Source organism: Fervidobacterium sp. (assembly GCA_026419195.1).
Taxonomy (GTDB): Bacteria; Thermotogota; Thermotogae; order Thermotogales; family Fervidobacteriaceae; genus Fervidobacterium.
On the sequence record JANZZV010000079.1, the window covers coordinates 1 to 896 of the forward strand.

An 896-nucleotide genomic window follows, 5' to 3' on the forward strand; every position below is an offset into this window, starting at 1 on the left:
CCCTTGAGAGGAACGTTGCTAACAAGGACTCTTTTTGGTGGAACGTTTTGCCTTAAATCCATAAAAATGAAAGAACCGTCTTCTCCAGCTGCTAATATGTACTGGCCATCAAAACTGCTTGTCATGAGCCCGACGTTTGATAATTCTCTAAGAAGTACAGCTTTTGGTTGGTTAGCAAAAATAAGAGACGAAACTAACAAAGAAACAAAAACCATAAATAAAAACACTTTCCTCATACCTGCACCTCCTCTAAGGTTTTAGTTGAAGTGTACCTTACAGCTAAAATGAAAAAATTTAGTTGAATTCATCCACCAGAATTATCCACCCCCCAACCAAGGACAGTATAGCCAATTTTAGGTAACAGTATAGCCAATTTTAGGCAAGTTTAAATAATAAATATTGTATAAATCTTTGAGCGTAAAATCAAAAAACAATCCTATCAAAACTATAATATCGCCACGATTATACCATAAATTATAAACAAAATCAAGGGGATCACCGTATTTATATAAATGTCTTTATTTTTAATTTGACTGAATAAAAGCTTCTAAGATTCTGGAGAAAATTCTATAGTTTGAAAATCTTAATTGCAATTTTCATCGGAATTATAACATAAACATATTTTATAATCAAGTACCAAAAGTTTCTTAACAAGATGTACTAAAAAAAGAAACCATCAGTTATAATGTTTTAAAATGAATATAGATTGTTTGTAAAATATTGTTTATTGTTACGATAAAAATTGAAGATTAGATATGCTTCAAATTTTTCTATCAATCATATAAATAAATCTTTATAATATTTTTGATTTTCAATTAATTGTTCATTTGGAACATCACGTAATTCTTTTGCAGGTGTACCAACGTATATTTTTCTTGGTTTAGCATCTTTTGTGA

1 protein-coding gene is annotated in these 896 nt (G+C 29.4%); it reads right to left on the minus strand.

What is annotated here, in order from left to right; genetic code table 11:
* On the minus strand, window positions 1–236 hold a 236-nt coding region (locus N2Z58_09440; GenBank protein ID MCX7654881.1), incomplete at its 3' end, for a hypothetical protein.
* Between the last annotated feature and the right edge of the window lie 660 nt (window positions 237–896).